General features: G+C 65.9%; 6 protein-coding genes and 1 pseudogene. 1 reads left to right on the top strand and 6 read right to left on the bottom strand.

The features are described from left to right. Positions 1-132 (top strand): annotated as a pseudogene (locus tag KBC94_RS21640) (integrase core domain-containing protein); the annotation flags it as partial. Here the strand turns inward: KBC94_RS21640 and KBC94_RS21635 are convergent. From KBC94_RS21635 to KBC94_RS21610, 6 genes are all read right to left on the bottom strand, one after another. Continuing rightward, positions 129-608 carry a GNAT family N-acetyltransferase gene (locus tag KBC94_RS21635; RefSeq protein ID WP_294374931.1) on the bottom strand — a complete coding sequence of 160 codons (480 nt, stop codon included), beginning with the start codon at positions 606-608 and terminating at the stop codon, positions 129-131. The pseudogene KBC94_RS21640 and the gene KBC94_RS21635 overlap by 4 nt on opposite strands. Beyond that, the gene (locus tag KBC94_RS21630) at positions 608-1150 is read right to left on the bottom strand and encodes an MOSC domain-containing protein (protein ID WP_294374928.1); all 543 of its coding nucleotides are present in this window, start codon (positions 1148-1150) and stop codon (positions 608-610) included. Before KBC94_RS21630 ends, KBC94_RS21635 begins: the two co-directional genes overlap by 1 nt. A 10-nt stretch (positions 1151-1160) precedes the next feature. Next, positions 1161-2495 carry a phosphoglucosamine mutase gene (glmM, locus tag KBC94_RS21625; RefSeq protein WP_294374925.1) on the bottom strand — a complete coding sequence of 445 codons (1335 nt, stop codon included), beginning with the start codon at positions 2493-2495 and terminating at the stop codon, positions 1161-1163. Further along, positions 2492-3412, bottom strand: a complete 921-nt coding sequence (gene folP, locus KBC94_RS21620) for a dihydropteroate synthase (protein ID WP_294374920.1) — start codon at positions 3410-3412, stop codon at positions 2492-2494. The genes glmM and folP overlap by 4 nt, the downstream gene beginning before the upstream one ends. Then, on the bottom strand, positions 3409-5328 hold the full coding sequence (gene ftsH / locus KBC94_RS21615; protein ID WP_294374917.1) for an ATP-dependent zinc metalloprotease FtsH: 1920 nt from the start codon (positions 5326-5328) through the stop codon (positions 3409-3411). Before ftsH ends, folP begins: the two co-directional genes overlap by 4 nt. Positions 5329-5499: 171 nt before the next feature. After that, complete coding sequence (locus KBC94_RS21610) at positions 5500-6156, bottom strand: RlmE family RNA methyltransferase (RefSeq protein ID WP_294374915.1); 657 nt, start codon at positions 6154-6156, stop codon at positions 5500-5502. Positions 6157-6168: the final 12 nt, after the last annotated feature.

Genomic DNA, 6168 nt, shown 5'->3' with positions numbered 1-6168 from the left:
AGTGCCGAGCGCACCGCTTGGTTGCCCGCTTTCCTGCGCTACTACAACTGCGAGCGCCCGCACTGCGCTCTGGGGCACAAGCCCCCAGCCTCCCGCCTTTGTGGGAACAACCTATTGCAACTCGACAGCTAGAGCTTCTTCTGAAGGAAGATCGCCTTGCCGTACGCCGGGTCGAGCTCGTAGCCATCGAAACCCGCGCGCCGGTAGGCGTTGAGCGCGGGCGCATTGCCCGAAAGCACTTCCAGCGTCAGCTTGCAGGCGCCGCGCCGGCGGGCCTCTTCCTCCACGGCAGCCAGCATTTGCTGCGCCACGCCCTGCCCGCGCGCATGCGCCAGCACCACCACGTCGTGGACATTCACCAGCGGCCGGCAGGCAAAGGTGGAAAAACCTTCGAAGCAGTTGATGAGCCCGACGGGCTCGTTCTGCGCGTCATAGGCCAGCACGCTGAAGGCCTGCGGGCGGGCTGCAAGGGCGGCCGGCAACTGGCGTTTGGCTTCGGCGTCCAGCGGTTGCCCACCACCGGCCGGATCGCAAGCATAGGCATCGAGCAGCCGCACCAGCGCGTCGGCCTGCTGCGGATCGAGGTAGTCGACGAGGTGGGTGCGCATCAGACAGGTTCCAAGGGACGATAGGGTTGTGCAGGCAGGACGACGGTGATCGCGTCACCGGCGGCCACCGAACCACCCGCGGTCACGATGGCCATCACGCCTGCCTTGCGCACGGTATGGCCCTCGGCATCGCGGTCCAGCACTGCGGCCATCAACCCGGGCTGGAAGCGGTCGATCTGCTTGCATGGATTGCGCAGGCCCGTGAGCATCAGTTCGGCGCTTGCGCCGATCCGCAGCCGCGTGCCGGTCGGCAGGCTCAGAAGGTCCAGGCCACGCGTCGTGATGTTCTCACCCATTTCGCCGGGAAAGACCGGGAAGCCCCTCGGCAGCAACTCGTCGAACAGTTCGGCAGGCAGCAGGTGCACCTGGCGCAAGTTGGGCTGCTGCGGATTGCGGGCCACGCGCGAGCGGTGCTTCACGGTCTTGCCCACATGGGCATCCCCTTCGACCCCCTGCCCTTCGACCAGCACGATGTGGTCCTCCTCGAACTTGGAGAAGCCATGCACGGTGCTGGCGTGGACGGCCGCGACGCGCGCCTGCATGTCCGCCGGCTCAGGCGACGGCGACCGTGGCCGCAATGCGCGAGGCCAGCGCGTGGGCGCGTGCCTCCTCGGACGCTTCCACCATCACCCGCAGCAACGGCTCCGTGCCGCTGGCACGGATCAGCACGCGGCCCTGGTCGCCCAACTCGGTCTCCACGCGGGCGCTTTCCTCGGCCAGGGCTTGATTGGCCTTCCAGTCCTGTCCAGGGGCGAGCCGCACGTTGACCAGACACTGCGGGAAGAGCTGCACCTCGGCCAGCAGCTCGGCCATGCTGCGCCCCCGACGCACGATGGCCTGGAGCACCTGCAGTGCGCTGACCAGGCCATCGCCGGTGGTGTGCCGGTCCAGCGCCAGCAGGTGGCCCGAGCCTTCGCCGCCCAGCAGCCAGCCGCGGCGCTCCAGCTCTTCCAGCACATAGCGGTCACCCACCTTGGCGCGGACGAAGTCGATTCCGGCCTTACGCAAGGCCACCTCCACCGCCTTGTTGGTCATCAGCGTGCCGACCACGCCTTCCACTGGCGTGCCGCGTGCCACGCGGTCCATGGCCATCAGGTACAGCAGCTCGTCGCCGTTGAACAGCCGCCCCGACGCATCGACCATCTGCAGGCGATCGGCGTCGCCGTCGAGCGCGATGCCGTAATCCGCACCCTGCGCCTTGACCTCGGCCACCAAGGCGCCGGGATGGGTGGCACCCACGCCCTTGTTGATGTTGAGTCCGTCGGGCCGCACGCCGATGCTGGCCACATCCGCACCCAACTCGTGGAAGATGTTGGGCGCCACCTGGTAGGCCGCGCCGTGCGCTGCGTCCACCACCAGGCGCATGCCGCGCAGACTGAGGTCGGTCGGGAAGGTGCTCTTGCAGAACTCGATGTAGCGGCCCGCGGCATCGCTCAGCCGGCGCGCCCGGCCCAGCCCGGCGGAGTCGACCCACACGGGCGGCTCGGCCAGCGCAGCCTCAACCTCGGCCTCCCACTCGTCGCTGAGCTTGGTCCCTTGCGCGCTGAAGAACTTGATGCCGTTGTCGGGATAGGCGTTGTGGCTCGCGCTGATCACGACGCCAAGACTGGCTCGCTGGGCACGAGTCAGGTATGCCACGCCCGGCGTCGGCAAGGGCCCCAGCAGCAGCACGTCGACGCCCGCGGAGTTGAAGCCGGACTCCATCGCCGACTCCAGCATGTAGCCAGAGATGCGCGTGTCCTTGCCGATGAGCACGGTGGGCCGCGCCTCCTTGCGCTTGAGCACCCGCCCCACCGCATGCGCGAGGCGCAGCACGAAGTCGGGAGTGATCGGGGCCTGCCCCACGGTGCCACGGATACCGTCCGTGCCGAAATACTGTCTGGTCATGTGTCGGGTTCTTGTTGTTGTGGTCGAGGGGCCGGAGTCTGGGCCCGCATGGCTGACCACACGGCCAACCCCTGCACCGTCTCGCGCACGTCGTGCACACGCAGCACGCGAGCGCCGCGGTCGGCCGCGAGCACGGCAGCCACCACGCTGGGCAGGGCGCGTTGCGACGCCTCCGCCAGGCCGGTGACGGCACCCAGCGCAGATTTTCGCGACCATCCCGCAAGAATCGGGAAACCAAGTTGCGCGAAGGCCTGCTGGCGGGCCAGAAGTGCGAAATTCTGCTCAACGGTCTTGCCGAAGCCCACGCCAGGGTCGATCACGATGCGCTCGGCGGCCACGCCCAAGGCTTGAAGCTGACGCACCTGTTCCGCCAGAAAGTCCATCGACTGAGCCACGGCGTCGCCCTCCATGGGCGCCACCTGCATGGTCTGCGGATCGCGGTGCATGTGCATCAGGCAGACGCCGCAGCGAGGATGGCCCGCCACGACCTCGCGGGCGCCTGGCTGCCGCAGGCTCCAGATGTCGTTGACGATGTCCGCGCCCAGGTCGAGCACGGCCTGCATCACCTGCGGCTTGTAGGTGTCGATGGACAGCGGCACACCCAGCCGGACCGCTTCGCGGATCACCGGCACGACCCGTCGAAGCTCTTCCTCCAGCGGCACGGCGGGACTTCCGGGTCGGGTGGATTCACCACCGATGTCGAGAATGTCGGCCCCTTCGGAAAGGAGTTGTTCGCAGTGCGCCAGCGCAGAAGACACATCGGCATGCGAGCCGCCGTCCGAGAAGGAATCGGGCGTCACGTTGACGATGCCCATCACCAGCGGCCGGGCCAGATCCAGTTGGAACCGGCCAGCCTGCCAACCAAAGAAAACGGGGCCCGAAGGCCCCGTCTGCATGCCGTGCGCGGTCGGCATCATGCTGCGGTGGGCGCCGGGTCGGGCTTGACGGCCGGAGCGCCACCGCTGCCGCCGCCACCGGAGGACGGCGTGCGCGGCGTGAAGTCCTTGGGCGGACGCGGCTCGCGGCCAGCCATGATGTCGTCCAGTTGCTCGGCGTCGATGGTCTCCCATTCGAGCAGGGCCTTGGCCATGGCGTGCATCTTGTCGCTGTTCTCCTCGATCAGACGGCGCGCCAGGGCGTACTGCTCGTCAATGATGCGGCGCACTTCCGAATCCACCTTCTGCATGGTGGCTTCGCTCATGTTGGTGGTCTTGGTCACCGAACGGCCCAGGAACACCTCGCCCTCGTTCTCGGCATAGACCATCGGGCCCAGAGCCTCGCTCATGCCGTACTTCATGACCATGTCGCGGGCCAGATTGGTGGCACGCTCGAAGTCGTTCGAAGCGCCGGTCGTCATCTGGTTCATGAATACCTCTTCAGCGATCCGGCCACCGAACAGCATGCTGATCTGGTTCAGCATGTACTCGCGGTCGTAGCTGTAGCGGTCGTTCTCGGGCAGGCTCATCGTCACGCCGAGCGCACGACCGCGGGGGATGATCGTGACCTTATGGACCGGATCGCACTTGGGCAGCATCTTGCCGATCAACGCATGACCGGACTCGTGATAGGCCGTGTTGCGGCGCTCTTCCTCGGGCATGACCATGCTCTTGCGCTCGGGGCCCATGAAGATCTTGTCCTTGGCCTTCTCGAAGTCCTGCATCTCCACGACGCGGGCGTTGCGGCGGGCCGCCATGAGCGCGGCTTCGTTGCACAGGTTGGCCAGGTCGGCACCGGACATGCCAGGCGTGCCGCGGGCGATGATGCTCGGGTTGACGTCCTGGCCTACCGGGATCTTGCGCATGTGCACGCTCAGGATCTGCTCGCGACCCCGGATGTCCGGCAGCGTCACATAGACCTGGCGGTCGAAGCGGCCGGGGCGAAGCAGCGCAGCGTCCAGGATGTCCGGGCGGTTCGTCGCAGCGACGACGATCACGCCGAGGTTGGTCTCGAAGCCGTCCATCTCGACCAGCATCTGGTTGAGAGTCTGCTCGCGCTCGTCGTTGCCGCCGCCCAGGCCCGCGCCACGCTGGCGGCCGACGGCGTCGATTTCATCGATGAAGATGATGCAGGGCGCGTTCTTCTTGGCGTTCTCGAACATGTCGCGCACACGGGCCGCGCCCACGCCAACGAACATTTCCACGAAGTCCGAGCCCGAGATGCTGAAGAACGGCACCTTGGCTTCGCCGGCGATGGACTTGGCCAGCAGCGTCTTGCCGGTGCCCGGAGGGCCGACCAGCAGAAGGCCTCGGGGAATGCGGCCACCCAGTTTCTGGAACTTCTGCGGGTCCTTCAGGAAGTCGACGACCTCCTTCACCTCTTCCTTGGCCTCGTCGCAGCCCGCAACGTCCGCAAAAGTGACGGTGTTGTTGTTCTCGTCCAGCATGCGCGCCTTGCTCTTGCCGAAGCTGAAGGCGCCGCCCTTGCCGCCGCCCTGCATCTGGCGCATGAAGTACACCCACACGCCGATGAGCAGCAGCATGGGGCCCCAGCTCACCAGCAGCGTCATGAGCAACGAGCCCTCTTCGCGCGGCTTGACGTCGAACTTGACGTTGTGGTCGATGAGATCGCCGACGAGGCCTCGATCCAGCACGGTGGCGTTGGTGCGGATCTTCCGGTCGTCGTTGGTGATGGCGGTGATTTCACCACCGGCCAAGCCTTCGGGGATGACCGCGCTCTTGATCTGATTGTTGCGGACCTGCTCCAGGAACTCGGAGTAGTTCACCGTGCCGGATCCCATGGCGCCCCGGGTGTCAAATTGCTTGAACACCGTAAAAAGCACCATGGCGATGACCAGCCAGACGGCGATCTTGGAAAACCACTGATTGTTGTTCAAACGAAGCTCCAGTCGTAATGCGCGGTGGGACACGCGCCATCGTGAACCCTTGCACGATGCTAATTGACGGTTATTTTAGGCTTTTCAAGCTGCGAAAAAGACCTACACGCCTATGACGCCCATAGGGCCAGCACGGTTACAAAATTCGAATCGCACTGAAGCTGCGGCGCATCAAGACTTCAGTCCGATCCCCACGAGGAAGGTTTCCGACGAGCGGTCCCGCGACGACTTGGGCTTGTGGGGCTTCACCACCTTGAACGTTGCCTTGAACAGGCGCACCAGCGGGTCGTAGGCGGCACCATGAAAAACCTTCGTCACCAGGGCCCCTTCAGGACGCAGGTGATGGAGCGCGAAATCCAAGGCCAGTTCCACCAGGTTCTCGACGCGCGCCGCGTCCGCCGACTCGATGCCGGACAGATTCGGGGCCATGTCCGACACCACCAGATCCACCGGCCGCCCGGCGACGGCAGCCTCCAGCTGCGCCAGCACCTCCGGCTCACGAAAGTCCCCCTGCAGGAAGACGACGCCTTCGATCGGTTCCATCGGCAGGATGTCCAAAGCGATCAGCGTCCCGTCCAGCGCACCTTGCGCCGCGCCCACGGGTGCCATGCGCCGGCGCAGGTACTGGCTCCAGGCACCCGGTGTGGACCCCAGATCCACCACCACCTGCCCCGGCCGCACCAGGCCGAAGGCTTCGTCGATCTCCTTGAGCTTGTAGGCCGCGCGGGCGCGATAACCCTCCTTCGCGGCCAGTTTGACGTAAGGATCGTTGACGTGATCGTTGAGCCAGGCCTTGTTGACCTTCTTGCTCTGGGTGCGGACTTTCATGCGGGCTCGATA

The organism is Pseudacidovorax sp. (assembly GCF_017991995.1).
Lineage (GTDB): Bacteria > Pseudomonadota > Gammaproteobacteria > Burkholderiales > Burkholderiaceae_C > Xenophilus.
This window is presented reverse-complemented; position numbering and strand designations above follow the sequence as displayed.

What these genes read in the sequence shown, in the direction of transcription:
- folP (WP_294374920.1), bottom strand. Translation starts at nt 3,412, where the DNA reads ATGATGCCGACCGCGCACGGCATGCAGACGGGGCCTTCGGGCCCCGTT.
- KBC94_RS21630 (WP_294374928.1), bottom strand. Translation starts at nt 1,150, where the DNA reads ATGCAGGCGCGCGTCGCGGCCGTCCACGCCAGCACCGTGCATGGCTTC.
- KBC94_RS21635 (WP_294374931.1), bottom strand. Translation starts at nt 608, where the DNA reads ATGCGCACCCACCTCGTCGACTACCTCGATCCGCAGCAGGCCGACGCG.
- glmM (WP_294374925.1), bottom strand. Translation starts at nt 2,495, where the DNA reads ATGACCAGACAGTATTTCGGCACGGACGGTATCCGTGGCACCGTGGGG.
- KBC94_RS21610 (WP_294374915.1), bottom strand. Translation starts at nt 6,156, where the DNA reads ATGAAAGTCCGCACCCAGAGCAAGAAGGTCAACAAGGCCTGGCTCAAC.